Source organism: Mycobacterium sp. SMC-4 (genome assembly GCF_025263265.1).
Taxonomy (GTDB): domain Bacteria; phylum Actinomycetota; class Actinomycetes; order Mycobacteriales; family Mycobacteriaceae; genus Mycobacterium.
The window spans coordinates 2,975,504-2,996,632 of sequence record NZ_CP079869.1 but is presented as its reverse complement, the minus strand read 5'-3'; the positions used below and the strand labels follow the sequence as shown (position 1 = coordinate 2,996,632).

The following is a 21,129-nucleotide window of genomic DNA, read 5'->3' as shown; positions in this document are numbered from 1 at the left end:
GCCCACGCGACTGTCGCCAACGTCCTGACCTCACCCAACTAGACGGTGGTGACGTACCAGCCGACGGTGGGATCGGCGGCCAGGCCGACCACGTCGACAGCTTCGAACCACTGCACCGGGATGGAACTCAGTTCGCGCTGCATCTGCCGCAGGTCGGTGCCCTCCCACCCATTGCTCATCCCCGCGAGTTTGATCCCGTCTCCGCCCGAGGCGCCCGAGTCGAAGACCACGGCTCCGTGCACCTGAAGGGCCCGCAGCACCGCCTGGGTCGAAGCGGTGTATCCGCTGAGGTCGATATCTTCACGCAACCGGAACACCATTCCCATCGGAACTCCGTCGGCGCCGCTGCCATCCCCCGCGCGTGCCGGCCACACATAGCCTGCACCAAGGTTTTTCGGGATCACGATCCCCAACATGTGATCGATGTAGCCCCGTTCGATCTCATCAGGGCGCACCAGCAACGGCACCTGCGGCAGCCGCGACGCGTTGGCGAAGCCGATCGCGGGGTAAAGAGCCGAGTTCATGTCGTACTGCACACCGCCCTGGGCTATCCACGTCGATCCCCAGATTGCCCGGTAGACAGCGTTACCCAAGATATCGAGAATCCCGGCCCCGGGCAGTTCGACACCGTTGGCGACGTTGATCAACTCCTGCGAGATGCAGGTTCCCTCCTGGAACACGAACAAGTGGCGGTCCCAGGCCGGATAGGAAGGCATACCCTCCACTAGGGGACGGTCCGGGATTGCATACGGGCGGTTGTCGATTCCCGGCCCCGAAGTCGAGTAACCGCGGTTGAAGATCACCATCTCGGTTGGATGGTCGGGGCCCACGACGTTGACCGGTATACCGCCCGTGCTGCCCATCCACTCCGAGCCGCCCCAGCCGGCGTGCATCGTCGCTCCCCTACCGCCGCCGAGCAATTCGATCCAGCCGGCCGATTCGGCGAGGGCGGCCAGTCCACGAATGTCGGCGTGATAGATGCTGTCGACGGGCATCATCGTGCACCCACAGAAGGTGGACAGCGGCACCGTGGCCGGAGACTGGGTGTCTGGGCTGATCGCGACGTTGACGGTGACGATGGTGGCCCCGCCGTGCCCGTCGGAAATCGTGACTTCGAAGGTGTCGGATCGCAACGCCGGGGTGGAGTACACCGATGCCGCGAGCAGCCGGGCGAACTCGCTGGGCGAGTAGGTGAAGGCGCCGTCGGCGTCGACGGCGACGGTACCCCGGGCGGTGCCGGTCGGACCGCTGAACGTCAAGCTGTCACCGTCGGCATCGCTGCCCAAGACCCGTCCGGTCACCAACCCGGTGGTCGCGTCCGGGTCGTCGACCAGGACGGTTCCGGTCGGCGCGGTGTTGGACGGACTGATCGGCACCGTGACCGGGATCTCGGTGATCGCTCCGAAGACGTCGGTGACGCTCACCCGGAACGTGACGGTCCGATCGAGCAGCGACGCGGTCGTGGCGGCGGCGCCGTGACGGGCTTCGGCCGTCGGAGTGTAGGTGAATCTGCCGTCGCTGCGGACCACGACGGTGCCCTGACCGGTGTCGATCGTGGAGGCAAGAAAGGTCAGCCGGTCCCGGTTGGGGTCGATGGCGTTGGCCCGCCCGGTGACGATCCCGGTATGGGCTTTGGGTGCATCGATCGTGCTCGGACGGGCTCGCGGCGCGGCGTTGACGGGAATGATCGCGGTGGTGACGACCGATGACGTCACCCCACCGCGACCGTCGCTGACCGTCACGGTGAAGCGGTCGGATCGGATGAACGGCATCAGTCGGGCCAGCAGTCGCGAGAAGTCGGACGGTGTGTAGCTGAACTGACCGCTTCCGTCGCCGGTGACCAGGCCGAATCTCGCTCGGCCCGCGGTGTAGCTCAGCTCATCGAGATCCGGATCGACACCGATGGCGGTGATACTGGTGACACCGGTCAGCGCGTCGGGTGTACCCACGTGGGTCGTCAGCGTCGGAGCGGAGTTCGGTGCGGGTTCGCTCTCCGGTTCGGCAAGCCTGCGGGTTGCCGAGGAACCCAGTGCCGTGGTGGCGACGGCGTCCAGCGGAGCGGGTTCGCGACCGTCTGTCTCGTCGGCGGGCGCGACACCGACCTGCTGGTCAGCCGTGTCGTCGATCTTGCGCACCTCGCGTTCTGCCTCGACGGTGGTGTCGGCGGCCGGAGTGCGTGTCGACGAGAGCGCGTGACGGTCGACGGCACGGTCCGCGCGGTTGCGGTCGTGATGGCGCCGCGGTCGTTCGACGGCGGCGTTCCTGTTTTCCGAGGACCTGCTCTCCGACGACCTGTTTTCCGAGGACCTGCTCTCCGACGAGGCGTCCGCAGCAGCCGTGCCCGCTCCACCGAGCAGCACGGCGGCACCGATCCCTGCCGTCAGCGACATACCGACGACCCACCCGCAGTGTTGCTGTGCTGACACGGGATCCCCTCCCACTTGAGCACGACAGTAGCCCTCGGGTTAGCCGGACAGGCGCGAATCAGCAAACCAGGGCAAACCCTCTACGATGTGGCGACTGCACCCACCCGCCAACGACGGAGGACCATGCCCAGCTGGATCGCCGACCTGGTACGTCTGGACGGATACGGCCAGACCTTCCGTACCGCAGCGGCTTTCGGCGCGGGCGGTCGGCTCTTCGGTGGGTTGATAGCAGCGCAGGCACTCGCGGCGGCCGGTCGGACCATCGACCCCACCCGGCCGCCCCAGTCGTTGCACGCGTATTTCATCAAGGGTGGCCGCGTCGGTGTCGATGTCGAGTACGTGGTGGAGTGCACTCGCGACGGCAGGTCGTTCAACACCCGGCGGGTGACGGCGAGCCAGGACGGTGTCCCCATCTTCGAGATGCTGGCCTCGTTTCACCGGCCCGAACCCAGTACGGACTGGCAGCGCCCGGCACAGCCCAGCGTCACCTGGTCGGACGCCACCCCGGTCACTGCGCTGCCGGAGCGATGGGCTGACCACTTCGACATGCGCAGTGACGGCCCCGGAGCCGATGACTGGCCCCTCCAGCCGATGTGGTTGCGCAGCCGCCGGCAGGTCGAAGACGACCCACTGCTGCAGGCCTGCGCACTGACGTTCATCTCCGATGTGGGATTGGTGGCCACGGCCCGGCCGCCGGGCGAGGCTCAGCGGCCGGGACCGGGTGGTGCTGCCAGTCTCGACCACGCGGTGTGGTTCCACCGACCGATCGACCTGAACAAGTGGCACCTCTACCAAGCCGAGGCAATCAGCCACAGCGACTCCCGCGGCCTGGCGCGGGGGTCGATCACCGCCGAGGACACGACGCTGGTGGCCAGCGTGACGCAGGAGTCGCTATGGCGGATCTGACGTGTTGTGGGCGATCGACCGAATAGAGTCAGGGTCCATGAGGACCCGAAACCTCCTGGCTGCTGCCGCCGGAATCGCCCTGTGCCTGGCGGGATGCTCGGCACCGGACCCGGCGCTGGGCGGGACCACCGCCACCGTCTCGATCGACGGTGACCAGATCAATGGGTCGCACCCGGTGCGTTGTCACCAGGCCGGGTGGGCGTGGTACATCGAGACACCCGACGAGAATCAGGGTTTTTCGGCAATTCTGGAGACCGGTGGACCGGTCACCGCGAAGTCGGTCCAGTTCCGTGACTTCGGCGGGTTCACCGGGTCATTCTGGGTCGACAACGTCGGCGAGGCCGAGGCGACGGGCGCCAACGGGAGCTACACGATCACCGGGACCGCCGACGGCAACTTCACCGACAAGCCCAGCGAAGCGGTCAGCGCTCGGTTCCGAATTCAGGCCGACTGCTGAGGACGAGCCTCAGGCCTGGACGATGATCGGGTCACCGACGCTGACGGTGTCGAAGTACCAGGCGGCGTTGTCGGGGCTGAGGTTGATGCAGCCGTGGCTGACGTTGGCGTAGCCCTGTGACCCCACCGACCAAGGCGCTGAGTGCACGTACACCCCGCCCCACGTCACCCGGACCCCGTACTCCCCCTTGATCAGGTAGCCCTCGGGATCATCGAGCGGGATGCCGATGGTGCGGGAATCGAAGGTGACGTTGCGCTCTTTGGACAGCGCGGTGAACCGACCGAGTGGCGTGGGGAACTTCGCCTTCCCCATCGACGCCGGCATCTGGCGGGCAACCACGCCGTCAATGCTCACCGTGAACGTGTACGCGCTCACGTCGGCCACGCTGACGACCGAGGCGCCGGTCTGGAAGCTGGTGGAGAACCCGCCGATGCCGACATCGATGCGGGAGTGGGCGGGAAAGAAGTCCGTCGGTGTCCACTGGGCGGTGCGGGCATCGAGCCACTGGAATGTCCCCGCCACCGGTCCGGGGGCGCCGGCGGGTTGGACCACGATCGACCGTTCGGCGGCCGCCCGGTTCGCCACCGCGCCGCTGAATGCGACGGTGACCGGATGGGCCACGCCCACGGTCTGGCCGGGTCCCGGCGACACGTCGACGACGCGGCTGCCCGGCGCGAGCCCGGCGGTGGCGGTCGCGGCCGGCACCACCAGCGCCAAGCCGGCAATCAGTACACCGCAGATCAATGTGATTTGCTGCAGACGTTGTCTCAGCACATTTCCATCCTACGCGTCGGCCATCGGGCTATCAGTGACTTATCGGCTCGCCGGCGGCAAACGTTTCACGATCGGCGACCAGTACCGGCGGGTCCAGATGTCGCGGGCGGCATCACCCGCGCAGCATCGCCTCGAACAGCTGCGGATCGATGTTCCCGCCGGACAACACCACGACCGTCGATCCGGTCGCGGTGCCGCGGCGTCGATACGCAGCCAACGCCACCGCGCCGCTGGGCTCGCTGACCAGTCGACCGCGCAGTGCGAATTCCCTTACTGCTGAGCGTATCTCGTCTTCGGACACCGTGATCATCTCATCCACGACGGTCTGCAGGTGGGTGAAGGTGAGGTCGGACGGCTGCGACCGCAGGCCGTCGGCGACCGTGCGGTTACGGTCGTGAATCGGCCAGTCCACCCGGTGACCGAGGCGCATCGACTCGGTGGTGTCGGCCGCGAGTTCGGGTTCGACTCCGACGACCCTGGCATGAGGGCACAATGCACGGATCGCGACACCGACCCCCGAGCACAATCCCCCGCCGCTGACCGGCACCAGCACGTTGCGGACGTCAGGCAGGTCCTCGGCGACCTCCAGACCCACCGTGCCCTGCCCCGCGATGATCAGGGGGTGGTCGAACGGCGGGATCATCTCCGCGCCGGTGTCCGCGGCGACCTGGCCAGCCACCCGTTCGCGCCCGCCGGCCTCGCACAGCACCACCCGCGCACCGTGCATGCGGGTGGCCTCGACCTTGACCGCCGGCGTTTCCTCCGGCATGACGATGTGCGCCCGCAGGCCGAAGGTGGCGGCCGCGTAGGCCACCGCCTGGGCGTGGTTTCCGCTGGAATATGCGACCACATCCCGGACGCCGGGATCGCGAACCCGCAGGGCTGCGATCGCGTTGAACGCCCCGCGCACCTTGAACGCGCCGATCGGCTGCAGGTTCTCCGGCTTGATCCACAGTGGGCGGTCGGAGTCACCCCACAGCGCGGGCACCAGCGGGGTCCGCACCACGTGGGGCCGGATGCGTCGCGCGGCGGCACGGACGTCGTCGAGGGTCACCAGCTGCATGGCTGCCAGTCTGCCCGGCGGCACTAGGGTGTTGCGGGTGGCGGAGTTCTCGCTGGCGGTGGTGCCTCGATACGCCGAGATCGATCAACAAGGTGTGGTGTTCAACGGGCACTACCTGACCTGGTTCGACGAGGCCTGCACGGCGCTGTTCGATGCCTTGGGCATCTCGTATCCGGCACTGATGGACCTGGGTCTGGACTTTCAGGTCGTGCATGCCGAGATCGATTACGTCACCCCGGTACGGTGGCGCGACGAGGTGCGGGTGATCGCACAGTGCAGCCGGGTCGGGACGACCAGTTTCACCGTCGGTTTCACCGTGCTGGCCCGCACCGGCGCTGCCGACGAACGGGTCGCGGTGCGCGGACACAACGTCTATGTCCTGGTCTCGACGACCGACTGGGCCAAGCGACCGGTGCCTGAGCAGATGCGGGCGGCACTGAACCCCGGTTGAGCACTGGAGTGAGCCGACGAGCGGTACGGTCATCGACATGGGCGGTGATCACGGACCCCGCAGGGAGCTCACGCCCGGTATGGCCGAGCAACTTGAGCTGGCCTACGCCGGAGTGGCGTCGTTCGGCCACCGTCCGTTCCTGACCGACCTCGACCAGCTCCAGACCTGGAAACCGGACGCGGCGATCGTCGGCGCCCCGTTCGACATCGGCACGACCAACCGCCCCGGTGCGCGGTTCGGCCCGCGCGCGATCCGGGCCACCGCCTACGAGCCCGGCACGTATCACATGGATCTCGGACTGGAGATCTTCGAATGGCTCGAAGTGGTCGATTTCGGCGACGCGTACTGCCCGCACGGCCAGACTGAGCTGTCGCACAACAACATTCGTCAGCGCGTTCATGATGTCGCCAGTCGAGGAATCGTGCCGGTGATTCTCGGCGGAGACCACTCGATCACCTGGCCCGCCGCGACGGCCGTCGCCGATGTGCACGGTTACGGCAACGTCGGCATCGTGCACTTCGACGCCCATGCCGACACCGCCGACGAGATCGAGGGCAATCTGGCCAGCCACGGCACACCGATGCGTCGGCTCATCGAGTCCGGCGCGGTTCCGGGCTCGCATTTCGTGCAGGTCGGCCTACGCGGGTACTGGCCTCCCCAGGACACCTTCGAGTGGATGCGCGAGCAGCGCATGACCTGGCACACCATGCAGGAGATCTGGGAGCGCGGTTTCCCGGCGGTGATGGCCGATGCGGTCGCCGAGGCGCTCGCCAAAGCCGACAAGCTCTACGTATCGGTGGATATCGACGTACTCGACCCCGCACACGCGCCCGGGACCGGAACTCCCGAACCCGGCGGCATCACCAGTGCCGACCTGCTACGAATGGTGCGCCAACTCTGCTACGAACACGACGTCGCCGGGGTGGACGTCGTCGAGGTCGCGCCGGCCTACGACCACGCGGAGCTGACCGTCAACGCTGCTCACCGGGTGGTGTTCGAAGCGTTGGCCGGAATGGCTGCCCGACGCCGAGATGCGGCGGGCGCGGAGCCCGGAGAACCGGCGCGCACCTACCGTCGGCGGGGATGAGCGTTCAGCCCTTGGTCAGGGTGAACTGGCAGACGTCGGTGTAGCCCTCGCGGAACAGGTCGGCGCAGCCGGTGAGGTACTTCATGTAGCGGTCGTAGACCTCTTCGGACTGAATACTGATCGCCTCGTGCTTGCGTGCCTCCAGCGCCGTCGACCAGTGATCGAGGGTGCGGGCGTAGTGCAGGCGCAGCGGCTGCACGCGCGCCACCTCGAACCCGGCAGCGCGGGCGTGCGTCTCCACGGCGACCACTTGGGGCAGATCCCCGCCGGGGAAGATCTCGTCCATGATGAATTTGAAGAACTTCAGCTTGGTCATCGTCAGGGGCAGGCCGCGCGCCTTGAACTCCTCGTCGGACGGCTTGACGATGGTGTGCAGCATCATCACTCCGTCGGAGGGCAGCACCTCGTAGGCCCGCTTGAAGAAATCGTCGTAACGGTCGCGTCCGAAGTGCTCGAACGCTCCGATCGAGACGATGCGGTCGACCGGTTCGTCGAACTGCTCCCAACCCGCCAGCAGGACGCGCGTGGAGCGCGGGCTGTCCAGCTGGTCGAGGACCTGCTGGACGTGTGCCTGCTGGTTGCGGCTGAGCGTGAGACCGACGACGTTGACGTCATACTTCTCGACCGCCCGCCGGATGGTGGCGCCCCAGCCGCAGCCCACGTCGAGCAGCGTCATCCCGGGCTGCAGACCGAGTTTGCCCAGCGACAGGTCGATCTTGGCGATCTGCGCCTCTTCCAGCGACATCTCGTCGCGCTCGAAGTAGGCGCAGCTGTAGGTCTGCGTCGGATCGAGGAAGAGTCGGTAGAAATCGTCGGACAGGTCGTAATGCGACTGGACGTCTTCGAAGTGCGGGGTCAGATCGCGTGCCCCATTGCTGGTCTCTGGCAAAGTCACAAGCCTTTGGAATCGAATGCTGGTCGATTGACGGCCCCGCCGTTTTGAGGACCCGTGTTGTCGTTGCGCAGTTTCTGCACACTACCCGAGATGGTACGGCGAGAGAATCAGCGGCCCTCGCCGTCGTCGGTGGGTGGATCGGCGGCCTATCGTGGAGGTCTACCGCGCACGTCAACCGTGAGAGGGAGCAATGACCAGACCAGACCCCAGCGCGTTCGACGCCGCCGCCGAGGCTGACGTCGTCGAACAGAGCATCCCGGTCGATGACGTCGAGGACGACGGGGTCTTCTCCGACGCGCAGCGGGTCTCGGCTGACCGCGACTGGCAGGCCAATGAGGCCGATCTGCTGGAGCAGGCCATCGACGTGCCCGTCGACGACGCTGACTTCGACCGCTGAGCAGCCCGCTGCGCGGCTCGGTGACCGTGCCGATGGCCGCGCCCGCCGACCGGATCTGGGCCCTGATCGCCAACGTGGAGAACACCGGTACGTTCTCCCCGGAGGTCATCGAGGCCGAGTGGCTCGACGGTGTCACGGCGCCCACCCTCGAGGCACGGTTTCGCGGTCGCGTCCGTCGCAACGAGATCGGGCCGGTGTACTGGACGACCTGCCGGGTCACCGCGTGCACGCCGGGCCGCGAGTTCGGTTTCGAGGTCCTCGTCGGTGACCGCGCCGTCAACAACTGGCACTACCTGCTGAGCCCCTCGGCCGGGCAGGCGGGGGTCACCGACGTGACCGAGTCGTTCCACCTCAGCCCCAGCCCGCTGATGTCGGCCTTTGCCGTGTTGGGCGGGCAGCTGCGCCGGCGGCGCAACCTGCGTGACATGCGCACGACCCTGGAACGGATCAAAGCCGTCGTCGAGGGTCCGGGCGAGTCGTGATTGCGGGGCGGTCCGGGTGGGTATCTAGCCTCGGTGACCGAGCCGAGCGATGAAGTCGTCGACGCCGTCGGCAAGCTGACCGAGGGTCTGGAGTACCTCGAGCGGGCCCGCGGGCATCTGTACGCCTTCCACCAACTGATGGGGCGTGCCGACCTCCTGGTTGGTGACGCGTGTGAAGCCTTGCGCGACAGCGGAAACGACGAGGTGGCCGAACGGCTGAAAACGGATCTGGTAGGTCGCAACGTGCTCGAGGGGCGCTGGACGTTCCAGATCGTGGAGGAGTTCGACGACACCTACTGGAACGTGTACCGAGATCACGAGCGCCGTGTGCGCGAGGAGTTGGTCGGCGGCGCCCGCCACCTCCACGAGTCCCGGATGAAAGAGGACCGGCGCACTGCCGGCAGAAAAGGTCACGAGTCTCGGCCCTGAGGCTACGCTGGGTCCGTATGGACACCGGTACCCTCGTCGCGCGGATCAACGGCACTGCGCCACCAGAGATTCCGCTGGTGGACATCGACCTGAGCTCGTGGGACTTCTGGGGGCTCGACGACGATATCCGCGACGGCGCGTTCGCGACGTTGCGCCGCGAGGCCCCGGTCTCCTTTCACGAGGCGTTCGTGATCGACACCGACGCCGAGGTGGCCGGGCACTGGGCGCTGACCCGCTACGACGACGTGCACTACGTCAGTCGCCACCCCGAGTTGTTCAGTTCGGCGCTGGGCATTACGGTCGGTGACCAAACACCTGAACTGGCAGAGTATTTCGGCTCCATGATCGCGATGGACGACCCGCGCCACACTCGGCTGCGCAACATCGTGCGCAGCGCCTTCACCCCGCGCGTGCTGGCCCTGATCGAGGATTCGGTGCGTGACCGCGCCGCGCGGTTGGTGGAGGCGATGATCGACGAGCACCCCGACGGGCAGGCCGACATCGTCACGGCGCTGGCCGGTCCCCTGCCACTGCAGATCATCTGCGACATGATGGGTATTCCCGAGGCCGACCACCAGCAGATCTTCCACTGGACCAACGTCATCCTCGGGTTCGGTGATCCCGACATTGCCACGGACTTCGACGAGTTCTTCTCGGTCGCGATGGCCATCGGTGCCTACGCCTCCGAACTGGCCGACGCGAGGCGTACCCATCCGACCGAGGACCTGACCACCGCCCTGGTCCAGGCCGAACTCGACGGTGAGCGGCTCACCTCGGCCGAGGTGGCGTCGTTCTTCATCCTGCTGGTCGTCGCCGGCAACGAAACCACGCGCAACGCGATCAGCCACGGCGTACTCGCGCTGAGCCGCTATCCCGAGCAGCGCGACATCTGGTGGGCCGACTACCCGACGATGGCTCCGACGGCGGTCGAGGAGATCGTCCGGTGGGCCTCCCCGGTCGCCTACATGCGTCGCACCGCCACCCGCGACGTCCAGATCGGCGGCGTGCGTATCGCCGAGGGTGACAAGCTCACACTCTGGTACGGCTCAGCCAACCGTGACGAGACCCGATTCATCGATCCGTGGACCTTCGATGTCCGGCGCAACCCCAATCCGCATGTCGGTTTCGGCGGTGGAGGCGCGCACTTCTGCCTCGGTGCCAACCTGGCCCGCCGCGAGATCACGGTGGCGTTCGAGGAACTGCACCGTCGGGTGCCGGACCTGAGGGCGGTCGCCGAGCCGGACCGTCTGCATTCGGCGTTCATCCACGGAATCAAGCACCTGCCCGTGATCTGGACGCCTCGGCGCTGAGTCTCAGCGGTTCGAGACGTCGGGTCGCATGGTCTCGGCACCGGGATCGGTGTGCCGCCCCGCCTGGTCGGGCTGGTCGGGCCGGGTGGGGGAAGACCCGGTGCCCGGTTGACCCGTCCGGGCACCGGTCCCGGCGTCCCGACCGACCCGAGGGTCGAGTTTGTCAGCTTCGCTCAAGCGCGAGTCGATGTGCTCCCGCGCGCTGTTGAGCGTGTCGCGGCGGCTGGCCGCGGTGTCGGCGAGGCGAGCGGCCTCGGCGGCCTTGGCATCCGCTTCAGCTTGCGCCGCACGGGCTTTCGCCTCTGCCTCCTGCGCGAGGGTGGCCTGCCTGTCGACGCGATGGCTGTCTTCGGCGACCTCCTGGCGAATCCGGTCGGCCTCGTCGGCGCGGCGACGGTGGCGGGTCTTGTTCGCCAGGAAGACCACGAGCCCCAAGACGATCAACGCGACGACGACCGCCACGATGATCCAGACGGAGTTGTCCATGTCGGCTCCTTCGCTCACGGGCCACTCGTGTGACGGCCACGTTGATCCGACGGATGCCCGAGTCGCGGTCGCGCTAAACGCTCACAGCGTGGCGGTGAGCGGGCCGTTCTGCTCGCAGAACTTCTGCGGCGGGTTGCCCTTGGACGCGCACCCCCGACCGGTCGAGGTGTATGCCGTTCCCGGCCGGTACGGGACGAAGACCTGCGCCGGCAGGATCCCGCGACCCTGCGCGCAGGTGCCCGCACCCGTGTCGCCGGCGCGAACCAGACAGGCCACTGTCTGGAAAGTGACCGCGCCGTCACAGGCGCGGGTGCTCACCGTCGCGGTGACCATGGCGGTGCCGGACACGTCGACCACACGGGGCGGGCTGAGCTCGTACACACAGGCCGGCGAGGCCGGCTGCGCGGAGGCGGTGCCGATGCTCAGCGTCGAGGCCGCAAGAGCCGTGGCTCCGAGCATCGTGAACGTCCGCACCATGTCAGGATCGTAAGCCACCGCGGGGTGGACGCGCGGGGAATGGCGTCAGTACGGCCAGCATCTCCTGCCCAGAACGCGTCCAGGTGAACTGTTCGGCGCGACGGCGTGCCGACCGGCGGCGCTGCGGTTCGGGGCGGGCAAGGATCGACGTGACGGCGCGGGCCAGCGCGCCGGCGTCGTCGGCTGCGGTGGCACCACTCTCCGAAGTGAGAATCTCGGCCAGCGCCGAGGATCGGGACACCACCGCGGGCGTCCCGCACGCGAGTGCCTCCAGCGCGGCCAGACCGAAGGTCTCATGGGGTCCGGGAGCCAGCGCGACGTCGGCACTGGCCAGGATGCTCGCCACGGTGTCGCGGCAGTCGATGTGGCCGGTGAAGTCGACCGGCAGCCCCGCGGCCTGCCGCTGCAGGCGGGTGCGCAGCGGGCCCTCCCCGACGACCACCAGTCGGGCGTCGACGCCGTCTCGGCGCAGCGCGGCCAGGGTGGCGATGCTGCGGTGCGGATGCTTCTCGACCGACAACCGGCCGCAGTGCACCAGCAGTGGCTGACCAGCGCCCGCCCAGTGCTGCCGAACCGGCAGCGACCAGCGGGAGGGATGGAACTGATGAAGGTCAACGCCCAGCGGCACCGTCGAGAGATTGGTGGCCCCGATGCGTTCGAACTCCTCGCGGGCGAAGCCGGTCGTGCACACGACGGCGTCGTAGTCATTTGCGGTACGACGGTTGGCCACGTCGGCGACCGTTTGGGCCCACCGGTCCGGAAGAACCTGTCCGACAAGGCGATCGAGACGCTCGTGGGAGATCATGACGGTCCACACGCCGTGGTCGCGCCCCCATCGCCCGAGCCGCCGCAGCGTCAGCCGGTCCGACACTTCCAGCGCGTCGGGACCCAACCGTTGCAGCTCGTCGATCACCGGATGCGGAGAGACCGCGCGATACCCGCCCGTGAACGGAATCTGCCGGGCCGGCAGCGTGATCCGAGTGACGCCGGTGTCAAGCCGGGTCTGCTCCCGCGTCCGACCGGGCACCAGGAGGAAGACCTGGTGCCCGGCGCGGCCGTACTCCGCGCCGAGGCGGTCCACCGCCGTGCGCAGACCGCCGGAACGGGGACCGTAGAAGTTGGCGACCTGGACGACCCGCATGCAGCATCGATATCCGGTGCGCGTGTGCGCCCGGCGACGTGGGGGCGAAGGTCAATCGAACACCGGGTTTCCGGTGGCGCTCAGGCCATATACCCGGAGAGCCAATCCAGCGACCCGTGCCAAGCGTCCGCGGCCGCGGACGCGTCGTACCGGTCGCCGGTGTCGTTGAAGAACGCGTGGTGGGCACCGGGCTCGACGATGATCTCGTGGACCAGCCCGACGTCCTGCAGCGCCGTCCGGGCGATCGGTTCGGTGGCGTTGTAGACATTCTCGAAAATCTGTTCATCGATTCCATTGACACGTGTCTGCACGGCCTGTTCGATGAGGTTGTGACCTATGACACGATCATCCGGGGTGCCCGCTGGTTCGACGGCACCGACGCCCCGTCGGCGGTGCGTAACCTCGGTATCCACGCCGGGCACCTCGCTGCCGTCACCGCCGACGACCTGGACGCCACCGGCTGCCCGCAAGTGATCGATGCGCACGGTAAGTGGGTGCTCCCCGGCATGATCGACATCCACACCCATTACGACATCGAAGTCCTCGACGGTCCGGCGCTGTCGGAATCCCTGCGGCACGGTGTCACCACCGTCGTCCTCGGGTCCTGTTCGCTGTCCACCGTGCATGTCGACGCGGTGACCGCCGGCGACATCTTCGGCCGGGTGGAGGCTATCCCCCGTGACCACGTGATCTCCGCCGTCGAGCGCCACAAGAACTGGAGCGGCGGCGAGGATTACATTGCGGCGCTGGAATCCCGACCGCTGGGCCCCAACGTCGCAGCCTTCATCGGGCACTCCGACATCCGGGCGGCCACGATGGGCCTGGATCGATCGACGCGTGCCGAGACCGGGCCCACCCCGGACGAACAGCGGCAGATGGAACAGATGCTCATCGACGTGCTGCGTGCGGGATTCCTCGGGATGTCTTCGCTGCAACTGCGTTTCGACAAGCTCGACGGCCAACGGTACCGGTCGCGCACGCTGCCGTCGACCTACGCGAACCGGGGCGAACTGCGTCGGTTGACATCGCTGCTGCGCCGTTCCGGGCGGGTGCTGCAGTCCGCGCCCGACATCGAGAACCCGGTCAACCTGCTCTCGCATCTGGTGCGGTCGCTGGGACGTGGACGCGGCGCCCTCAAGACCAGCCTGCTCTCGGCCGCAGACGTGAAGACCAACCCGCTGGCCTGGCGCGCACTGGGGCCGATGGCGCGCCTGATCAACCGGCTCGGCGGCGACTTCCGCTGGCAGCACCTGCCGGTGCCGTTCGAGGTGTATGCCGACGGCATCGACTTCGTCATCTTCGAGGAGTTCGGTGCCGGAGAGGCCGCACTGCACCTGCAGGACGAGCTGGCCCGCAACGAGATGTTGCGCGACCAGGCCTATCGCCGCAGGTTCCGCAAGGACTACGAGAACAAGCTCGGGGTGCGGGTGTGGCAACGCGATTTCTTCGATGCTGAGATCGTGGACTGCCCGGACACCTCGGTGATCGGCAAATCCTTCGGTCAGGTGGGTCGCGAGCTTGGTGATATCCACCCGGTGGATGCGTTTCTCGACCTGGTGGTCGAGCACGGCAAGGCATTGCGCTGGCGCACAACGATTTCCAACCACCGCCCAGAAGTGCTGCAGAAGATGGCGCGCGACTCGGGACTGCAGATGGGTTTCTCCGACGCCGGCGCCCATCTGCGCAACATGGCCTTCTACAACATGGGACTGCGCCTGCTGCGGCACGTCCGCGACGCCGAGCGTGCCGGTCGTGCCTTCATGACAGTGGAGCAGGCGGTGCACCGCCTGACCGGCGAACTCGCCGACTGGTACCGCATCGACGCCGGTCACCTACGCCGAGGCGACCGCGCCGACCTGCTCATCGTCGACCCCGAGCGGCTCGACTCGGCACTCGACGGGTACGCCGAGGACGCCGTCGACATCTACGGAGGTCTGTCGCGGATGGTCAACCGCAACGACCGCACCGTCACGGCGGTCTTTGTCGGTGGTCGGGCTGTGTTCGTCGACGGGAGACCGACCGCGGCATTGGGCCGCCACCGCACCGGCCAGTTCTTGCGAGCCGGCCAACGTACACCCGCGCTCGGCGGGCAGGAAGGAGAGTTGGCCGATGCCGGCTGACCCCGAAGACACCGTGACCGGAATGTGGGCTGCGCTGTCGGCCCGCGACTGGCAGGCACTGCAGACGTTCCTGTCCCCCGACTGCATCTACCTCGACGTGCCCGTCGGTCCCGCCGCCGCCGCCCGCGGACCCGAGGACATCGTCAAACGGCTGAAAATCGGCATCGAACCGCTGGCCGGTTACCAGAATTTCCCCGGCCTGATGGTCACCAACGGTGTCGACGTGATGTATGAGCACAGCGAGCAATGGCGTTGGCCCTCCGGTGAATCCGCACTTCTGCCCTTCGTCTCGGTGCATCGGGTCGAGACGGCAAGATCACGTTGTGGAAGGACTACTGGGACATGGGTGCGCTGGCCAACCACGCTCCGCCGACCTGGATGGAAGACTTCGCCAACGCTGACATGTCCTGGGTGTTCGACGCCACCGGACTGGTCTGAGAGGAAACCTGATGCTCGATCTGAAGATCACCGGCGGAACCGTCGTCGACGGCACCGGCGCCGAACGCTTCCGTGCCGACATCGGCATCAAGGACGGACGCATCGTGGCGGTTCGCCGTCGCAGCGGCGAGGACTGCGGACTGACCACCGAGGCGCTGCAGACCATCGACGCGACCGATCGGATCGTCGCACCGGGCTTCGTCGACGTGCATACCCACTACGACGGCCAGGTCAGCTGGGACGACACCCTCGAACCGTCCAGCCTGCACGGCGTGACCACGGTGGTCAGCGGTAACTGTGGGGTCGGATTCGCTCCGGTGCGGCCGGGCAGCGAGCAGTGGCTGATCGAACTCATGGAGGGCGTCGAGGACATCCCGGGATCCGCCCTCGCCGAGGGCATCACCTGGCAGTGGGAGAGCTTTCCCGAATACCTCGACACCGTCGAGAAGCGGGCTCTCGCCGTCGATTACGGCACCCAGATCGCCCACGGCGCGGTTCGCGGGTATGCGATGGGTGAACGTGGCGCCCGCAATGAGGAAGCCACCTCCGATGACATCGCCGCTATGGCGCGCATCGTGACCGAAGCGATCGAGGCCGGTGCGCTCGGATTCTCCACCTCACGTACCGAGGCTCACCGTGCCATCAGCGGCGAACCGGTACCCGGCACCTACGCCGCCGAGGCCGAACTGTTCGGTCTGGGCCGCGCGATGGCGGCCGGCGGGCGCGCGGTGTTCGAGGTGTCACCGCAGGGCACTGCCGGCGAGAGTCCCGCGGAGGCCTGTATGCGTGAAATGGACTGGATGACCAAGCTCAGCGCCGAAATTGAACGGCCGGTGTCGTTCACCATGATTCAGACCGGCGGCGCACCGGATCTGTGGCGCACACAGCTTGAGCGTGCGGGCAAAGCGCTGGAGAACGGTATCGAGGTGTTCGCGCAGTTCGCCGCTCGGCCTTTCGGCATGCTGTTCGGGTTCCCGGGCTACCACGCTTTCACCCACCGACCGACCTACCGCAGACTCAAGGCCGCGATGGGAGCCCAGGAGTTGGCCGCGCGGCTGGCCGAGCCCGCTGTGCGCGCGGCGATACTGGCCGAGGAGGACCTGCCGCCGCAGCCGATTCCGTTGTTCGACGGGCTGTTCGCACTGATCCAGCACAGCACCGACCGGATCTACCCGATCGGTGACCCACCCGACTACGAACCGACTCCCGATCAGACGGTCGCGGCGATTGCCGAGCGGCGCGGGCAGACTCCGCTGGCGACGCTCTATGACCTGATGCTCGAAGGCGACGGCACCGCGATGCTGATGCTGCCGTTCTTCAACTATGCCGAGGGCAACCACGACGCGATCTACGAGATGATGACCCATCCGGCGGCGGTCTCGGGGCTGTCCGACGGGGGTGCGCACTGCGGGTTGATCTGTGATGCTTCCTATCCCACGTTCCTGCTGACGCACTGGGCTCGTGATCGCCATCGCGGCCCGAAGTTCTCTCTGGAATACGTGATTCGCAAACAAACCCTCGACACCGCGACGCTCTTCGGTCTCTCGGACCGCGGAGTCATCGCCGAGGGCAAGAAGGCCGACCTCAACGTCATCGACACCGACGCACTGCAACTGGACGTCCCACGGATGGTCTACGACCTACCCGCTGGAGGTCAGCGGCTGATCCAGGGCGCCTCGGGCTATGACGCGACGGTGGTCAGTGGGGTGCTGACCCGTCGGCACGGCATCGACACCGGAGCCCGGCCCGGCCGGTTGTTGCGCGGGGTGCGCTGAACGCCGACGTCAGCGGGTCAACCCTCGGCGCGGTCACTCACACACTCCAGGACAGCCGGAACTTCTCGGCGAGCTCGTCGTCGCTCAGGTGGGCGTAGTTGTGCTGCTCGTAGCGGCGGACCGCGACGACGGCATCGACGACGGGGTCGCCCAGGATGGTGCGTACCTTCGACGAGTGGTCGAGCGCGTCGAGCATGACCGACTGCTCGGTGTCGAGTACCGGTACAGCCGATCCTCCGGTCAGGCCGGACGGATCGACGGCGACCTCGGGGGGCAACTCCACACCAGTTTCGATGCCGCCTGCCGCCAGCCCAAGAATCACCGCCGAGGCCAGATACGGGTTCGCCGACGGGTCGATGACCTTGACCTCGACGTGGGCGCCGTACGGGTTGGCTTCGCCGGCGGGCAGAAACCGCACCGCGGCTTCCCGGTTCTCGGTTCCCCAGCATGCGTAGGCGCCGGCCCACTGTCCGGGCCGCATCCGCAGCCCGGACAGGATCGACCCGCACAGCACACCCTGTGCCGCCGGCAGTCCGGCCAGCACACCGGCGACTGCCGAGGCGCCCTCGGCGGTCATGCCGGCGGGTCCGTCGCCGCCAGAGAACAGCGGTACCCCGTCGCGCGTCAGCGAGAAATGTTGGTGTGCACCGTTTCCGACGCTGCCGGCGAAGGGCACCGGGGACAGACTGGCACGCATACCGTACTTGCGGGCGACCCGTCCGACGATGATGCGCAGCAGCGTGACCTGATCGGCCGCGGTCACCGGCGGTTGCGGGGCCAGCGAGATCTCGAACTGGTTGACTCCGTACTCGGGGTGGAACTGCTCGATCACCAGACTGGAGGCGGTCGCCGCGGCGCTCACGTCACGAACGAACCCCTCGAATTCGAGCACCCCGGCCAGCCCGTACTGGGCCCACAGATGCCCGGCAAGCGGCGCGCCGTCGGGACCGACGAGGACGAACTCGATCTCGTGGCCGACCAGTGCCTCGATGCCCGCCGCAGTCAGCGCATTCTGCACGCGGCGCAGCGCACCGCGGGCGCAGTACGGGTCGGGGGTGCCGTCCTGGCCGAAAAAAGAACCTGGGGCCCAGGCCAATCCGTCCCCGAGGATGCGCAGCGCACCGAGGTCGATCCGGATGCGCTGGTCGCCGATCACACCGGTGGTGTCGCTGAACACGATGCCGGTCTGGTCGACGGCGAACACGTGCCACACCGGGCTGGCCCCCAGACCGGGATCAGCGAACGATGCCATCCTGCGCAGCGGCACGGTCTTGGCGTGGATCAGACCCGCGGGGTTGACGACCGAGCCGATGAGGGTGGCCACGCCGTCGGCTTCCAGCTGAGCGATCGCCGCGGCGGCGAGCGGTTTGGCTGCCATATGGCCATTCTGCAGCCCGAGGCTCTTCTCAGAGCGTGATCTTGCAGCTCTGGCCGATGTCCAGGGTGCGCAGCATCCGGCCCATGCCCACCCACATGGCACAGGAAATAGCGAGATCGGTCATCAGCTCGTCGTCGAAATGTTCTGCGGCGCGGCGCCAGAAGTCCTCGTCGTCACGTAATGCGGTGTGGTCGGTGGCGAACCGGTGCGCGAACTCCATGGCGACGCGCTCGGCGTCGCTGTAACCCGGCCAGGTGCGCCATTGCGTCGCGTAGTCGTAGAACTCCTCGGTGATGCCGTTGTCCGCACCGTCGGAATCCCGGGTGTTCTGGCACACCACGCACTCGTTGGCGTAGGCGATGACGATTCGCGCCGCTTCCCGGACCCGCATCGGCAGCCGGTTCTTGGTGTAAACGGCGTTGCTGAACTGTGCCATCGCGGCGCCCAGATCCGGTGACTTCACAGCGAAGCCGGTCACATCGTCGTCCGCGAAATCCCCGATTCTGCTCATGAGCTCCGATCGTACGCGGTGTCACCGTGCGGCCGTGGTGAGTGCGTTCGGATCCCCTTCCCAGTCTCGTTGCACCAGCAGGCGCTGTGCGATCTTCTCCAGCGCGGCCTCTACCTCGGCGCGATCTGGGCGGCCCTCGAATGCCGGTGAACTCTCCAGCTTCGCGACGATCCGGCTGACCAACGGCGAGGACGTTGCGTCGACCTGTCGCGCACCCGATTGGGTCAACCAGAGCTGGTCTCCGGTGCGCAGCGCGTGACCGCATCCGACCAGTCGATCGAAGGTGGGTGCCAGCACCTCCGGCGGCACCCGCAACCGCTCGGCAATCTCGGTCAGTCGGGCCGAACCGAACACCTGGCTCTGCCGGTAGATCTGGATCAACGCCCACAGCAGTGCCACGTCGGCTGCACACCCGTAGGTGCCCGCGATGCTGCGCAGCCGGATCTCGGGAGACTGCCGGATCAGTCGCGCCACCGCGGTCTCCAGGATGTCCTCGGGTGTGTCGGCCGAGGGCATCGCAAAGCCCTCCCCCATGTCCAGCGCCGCGGCCGCTTCGATGTCCTGCAGCGGCACCTGCTTGAGCGTCAACGAGACAAGGAATCCGATCGCTGCGACCGGTGCCGCGCACAGGAACACCAGGCCCAGCGAATCGGCATACGCGGTCACCACGGGTGCCGCGACGGCGTCGGGAAGACGATGCAGCGCCTGGGGGGACTGCGCCGCTTCGGGCGGTGCGCCGCCGGCGGCCAACGCCGGGGTGATCCGGGCATACAGAAAGGTCGCGAACAGTGAGCCGAAGATGGCTGCCCCGAAAGAACTTCCGATGGTTCGGAAGAACGTCACGCCGGAGGTGGCCACACCGAGGTCGGAGAACTTCGCGGTGCTCTGCACGATGAGAACCAGCACCTGCATGCACATTCCGATACCGGTGCCCAGGACGAACAGATACGCGCTCTGCTGCAGGACGGGGGTGGTCTGGTCCATCCGTGAGAGCAGCACGAAGCCCAGCGTCATCGCCGCGGTGCCCAGGACCGGGAAGATCTTGTAGCGACCGGTACGACTGACCAGCACTCCGCTGCCCATCGATGTCAGCAGCAGTCCGCCGACCATCGGCAGGGTGCGCAGTCCGGACTCGGTTGCCGACACGCCGTCGACGAACTGCATGAACGTGGGCAAGAATGTCAGGGCCCCCAGCATCGCGAATCCGACGATGAACGACAGGATGCAGCACACCGTGAACACCGGACTGGTGAACAACCGGATCGGCAGGATGGGCTCGGCGGCGCGGCGCTCGACTCGGATGAAGAATGCCAGCGCGATCACCGACCCGATCCCCAGCACGATGATCGTCGGCGACGACCAGTCGAAGGTGCTGCCACCCAAGCTGGTGGCCAGCGTCAGTCCGGAGGCGCCCAGACCGATGAGCACGATGCCCGCGTAGTCGATGACCGGCCTGCCGCGTCGGCTCAGTGCCGGGATCGTGGCGACCGCGACGAAGAGGACCACGATGCCGAGCGGGATGTTGATCCAGAATGCCCAGCGCCAGCTCAGGTGATCGGTGAAGTAGCCGCCCAGTAATGGGCCCGCCACCGTCGTGACGCCGAACACTGCGCCCAGGGCACCCTGATATCGTCCGCGATCGCGCAGCGGGATCACCTCGCCGATGACCGCGGCAGCGGTGACCATCAGGGCACCGCCGCCGATGCCCTGCAGCGCCCGCGAGGCCACCAGCATCTCCATCGACGAGGAGATGCCGCACAGCACCGAACCGACCAGGAAGAACAGGATCGCGACGGCAAAGATGAGTTTGCGGCCGAAGAGATCTCCGAGCTTGCCGACGATCGCGGCGGCAATCGTCGAGGCCAGCAGATAGCTGGTGACCACCCAGGACTGATGGCCCGCCCCACCCAGATCGGCGACCACCGTCGGCAGCGCCGTCGCGACGATCGTCTGGTCCAGGGCGGCGAGCATCATGCCGAGCGCCACCGCGGCGAAGATGACTTTGCGACGGTGCGCGTTGACCTCAGCGGGTGCTGTGGGACCGCCCTGGCTGTGGTGGCCCCGGAGTGCGGTCATCGGTACCTGCCCCTCCCGGTCGAGCGTGAACTCCACAGCGATCATCGTTA

General features: G+C 67.3%; 21 protein-coding genes and 1 pseudogene. 11 read left to right on the top strand and 11 right to left on the bottom strand.

The window, feature by feature from the left end:
• Positions 1-38: 38 nt before the first annotated feature.
• Positions 39-2,426 carry an Ig-like domain-containing protein gene (locus KXD98_RS14235; RefSeq protein WP_260759040.1) on the bottom strand — a complete coding sequence of 796 codons (2,388 nt, stop codon included), beginning with the start codon at positions 2,424-2,426 and terminating at the stop codon, positions 39-41.
• Between the two features lie 123 nt (positions 2,427-2,549).
• On the opposite strand from KXD98_RS14235, the gene KXD98_RS14230 reads away from it, so the two are divergent.
• Complete coding sequence (locus KXD98_RS14230) at positions 2,550-3,332, top strand: acyl-CoA thioesterase II (RefSeq protein WP_260759039.1); 783 nt, start codon at positions 2,550-2,552, stop codon at positions 3,330-3,332.
• 37 nt (positions 3,333-3,369) lie between these two features.
• Positions 3,370-3,789: a lipoprotein LpqH gene (locus tag KXD98_RS14225; RefSeq protein ID WP_260759038.1), complete on the top strand. Its 420-nt coding sequence runs from the start codon at positions 3,370-3,372 to the stop codon at positions 3,787-3,789.
• A gap of 9 nt (positions 3,790-3,798) precedes the next feature.
• On the opposite strand, the gene KXD98_RS14220 is transcribed toward KXD98_RS14225, so the two are convergent.
• Both KXD98_RS14220 and KXD98_RS14215 read right to left on the bottom strand, forming a co-directional pair.
• A complete protein-coding gene (locus tag KXD98_RS14220) occupies positions 3,799-4,563 on the bottom strand; it encodes a L,D-transpeptidase family protein (protein WP_396881280.1) in 765 nt (254 codons plus the stop codon).
• A gap of 112 nt (positions 4,564-4,675) precedes the next feature.
• On the bottom strand, positions 4,676-5,626 hold the full coding sequence (locus KXD98_RS14215; protein WP_260759037.1) for a threonine/serine dehydratase: 951 nt from the start codon (positions 5,624-5,626) through the stop codon (positions 4,676-4,678).
• Between KXD98_RS14215 and KXD98_RS14210 the strand changes: the two genes are divergently transcribed.
• A complete protein-coding gene (locus KXD98_RS14210; protein ID WP_260759036.1) occupies positions 5,625-6,077 on the top strand; it encodes a thioesterase family protein in 453 nt (150 codons plus the stop codon). The two genes, KXD98_RS14215 and KXD98_RS14210, sit on opposite strands and share 2 nt — an antisense overlap.
• A gap of 79 nt (positions 6,078-6,156) precedes the next feature.
• Positions 6,157-7,164, top strand: coding sequence for an agmatinase (speB, locus tag KXD98_RS14205; protein ID WP_260765197.1), 1,008 nt, complete (start codon positions 6,157-6,159; stop codon positions 7,162-7,164).
• 4 nt (positions 7,165-7,168) lie between these two features.
• Here the strand turns inward: speB and KXD98_RS14200 are convergent, their stop codons facing one another.
• Positions 7,169-8,053 (bottom strand): cyclopropane mycolic acid synthase family methyltransferase, encoded by an 885-nt coding sequence (locus tag KXD98_RS14200; RefSeq protein ID WP_260765196.1) that lies wholly within the window; start codon positions 8,051-8,053, stop codon positions 7,169-7,171.
• Positions 8,054-8,249: 196 nt separating this feature from the next.
• On the opposite strand from KXD98_RS14200, the gene KXD98_RS14195 reads away from it, so the two are divergent.
• From KXD98_RS14195 to KXD98_RS14180, 4 genes are read left to right on the top strand one after another with little or no spacing between them, the layout of a single operon-like run.
• Entirely contained in the window at positions 8,250-8,456 is a 207-nt protein-coding gene (locus KXD98_RS14195; protein WP_260759035.1) for a hypothetical protein, read from the top strand.
• An 8-nt stretch (positions 8,457-8,464) separates the two neighbouring features.
• The gene (locus KXD98_RS14190) at positions 8,465-8,938 is read left to right on the top strand and encodes an SRPBCC family protein (RefSeq protein WP_260765195.1); all 474 of its coding nucleotides are present in this window, start codon (positions 8,465-8,467) and stop codon (positions 8,936-8,938) included.
• Positions 8,939-8,971: 33 nt separating this feature from the next.
• Positions 8,972-9,367 carry a hypothetical protein gene (locus tag KXD98_RS14185; RefSeq protein ID WP_260759034.1) on the top strand — a complete coding sequence of 132 codons (396 nt, stop codon included), beginning with the start codon at positions 8,972-8,974 and terminating at the stop codon, positions 9,365-9,367.
• 17 nt (positions 9,368-9,384) lie between these two features.
• Entirely contained in the window at positions 9,385-10,677 is a 1,293-nt protein-coding gene (locus tag KXD98_RS14180; RefSeq protein ID WP_260759033.1) for a cytochrome P450, read from the top strand.
• A 3-nt stretch (positions 10,678-10,680) separates the two neighbouring features.
• On the opposite strand, the gene KXD98_RS14175 is transcribed toward KXD98_RS14180, so the two are convergent.
• The 4 genes from KXD98_RS14175 to KXD98_RS14160 form a co-directional block, all read right to left on the bottom strand.
• A complete protein-coding gene (locus tag KXD98_RS14175) occupies positions 10,681-11,163 on the bottom strand; it encodes a hypothetical protein (protein WP_260759032.1) in 483 nt (160 codons plus the stop codon).
• An 81-nt stretch (positions 11,164-11,244) separates the two neighbouring features.
• Positions 11,245-11,640, bottom strand: coding sequence for a hypothetical protein (locus KXD98_RS14170; protein ID WP_260759031.1), 396 nt, complete (start codon positions 11,638-11,640; stop codon positions 11,245-11,247).
• Position 11,641: 1 nt separating this feature from the next.
• A complete protein-coding gene (locus KXD98_RS14165; protein WP_260759030.1) occupies positions 11,642-12,781 on the bottom strand; it encodes a glycosyltransferase in 1,140 nt (379 codons plus the stop codon).
• A gap of 80 nt (positions 12,782-12,861) precedes the next feature.
• Positions 12,862-13,092 (bottom strand): dienelactone hydrolase family protein, encoded by a 231-nt coding sequence (locus KXD98_RS14160; protein WP_313901233.1) that lies wholly within the window; start codon positions 13,090-13,092, stop codon positions 12,862-12,864.
• An 18-nt stretch (positions 13,093-13,110) separates the two neighbouring features.
• Here KXD98_RS14160 and KXD98_RS14155 point away from each other — a divergent pair, with 18 nt between their 5' ends.
• From KXD98_RS14155 to KXD98_RS14145, 3 genes and pseudogenes are all read left to right on the top strand, one after another.
• Positions 13,111-14,901, top strand: coding sequence for an amidohydrolase family protein (locus tag KXD98_RS14155; protein WP_260759029.1), 1,791 nt, complete (start codon positions 13,111-13,113; stop codon positions 14,899-14,901).
• Positions 14,891-15,339 (top strand): annotated as a pseudogene (locus tag KXD98_RS14150) (nuclear transport factor 2 family protein). The gene KXD98_RS14155 and the pseudogene KXD98_RS14150 overlap by 11 nt, the downstream one beginning before the upstream one ends.
• A gap of 11 nt (positions 15,340-15,350) precedes the next feature.
• Positions 15,351-17,114 carry an amidohydrolase family protein gene (locus tag KXD98_RS14145; protein WP_260759028.1) on the top strand — a complete coding sequence of 588 codons (1,764 nt, stop codon included), beginning with the start codon at positions 15,351-15,353 and terminating at the stop codon, positions 17,112-17,114.
• A gap of 37 nt (positions 17,115-17,151) precedes the next feature.
• On the opposite strand, the gene KXD98_RS14140 is transcribed toward KXD98_RS14145, so the two are convergent.
• Genes KXD98_RS14140 through KXD98_RS14130 form a run of 3 tightly spaced genes read right to left on the bottom strand, consistent with a single transcriptional unit; the run spans position 17,152 to position 21,079 of the window.
• Positions 17,152-18,492: a glutamine synthetase family protein gene (locus KXD98_RS14140; protein WP_260759027.1), complete on the bottom strand. Its 1,341-nt coding sequence runs from the start codon at positions 18,490-18,492 to the stop codon at positions 17,152-17,154.
• Between the two features lie 28 nt (positions 18,493-18,520).
• Positions 18,521-19,003, bottom strand: a complete 483-nt coding sequence (locus KXD98_RS14135) for a carboxymuconolactone decarboxylase family protein (protein ID WP_260759026.1) — start codon at positions 19,001-19,003, stop codon at positions 18,521-18,523.
• Positions 19,004-19,024: 21 nt separating this feature from the next.
• Complete coding sequence (locus KXD98_RS14130) at positions 19,025-21,079, bottom strand: MDR family MFS transporter (protein ID WP_260759025.1); 2,055 nt, start codon at positions 21,077-21,079, stop codon at positions 19,025-19,027.
• Positions 21,080-21,129: the final 50 nt, after the last annotated feature.